The organism is bacterium, from assembly GCA_026414725.1.
Classification (GTDB): domain Bacteria; phylum Ratteibacteria; class UBA8468; order B48-G9; family JAFGKM01; genus JAAYXZ01.
This window is the reverse complement of sequence record JAOAIL010000034.1, coordinates 1-291: the sequence shown is the minus strand read 5'-3', so window position 1 is coordinate 291 and position 291 is coordinate 1. Positions and strand designations below refer to the sequence as shown.

The following is a 291-nucleotide window of genomic DNA, read 5'->3' as shown; positions in this document are numbered from 1 at the left end:
GGTATTATTAAAGAAATAAATATCCAGTTTTTGAGTAATGTAAAAAAAGGTGATTATGTAATTGTTCATGCTGGCTTTGCTATTGAGAAACTTAACAGAAAAGAAGCGGAAAAAACATTAAAGATTATAAAAGAGATTTAAGGTATATATTGAGCGTAAGTATTAAAAGAGGTAAAATTTAAAATGGAAGGAGGGAAAAACAATGAAAGAGATAATCATCTTTCCAAAGGAGATATTTGAAACAGCAGAAAGTAAAGAAGAATTAGAGGACTATATTATGGTTCAGAATCC

1 protein-coding gene is annotated in these 291 nt (G+C 28.2%); it reads left to right on the top strand.

All coding sequences use genetic code 11. The annotated features are described in order from the left end of the window. The first annotated feature begins 30 nt into the window (after window positions 1–30). Window positions 31–141, top strand: a complete 111-nt coding sequence (locus N3D17_07475) for a HypC/HybG/HupF family hydrogenase formation chaperone (protein ID MCX8083207.1) — start codon at window positions 31–33, stop codon at window positions 139–141. The last annotated feature ends 150 nt before the right edge of the window (window positions 142–291 follow it).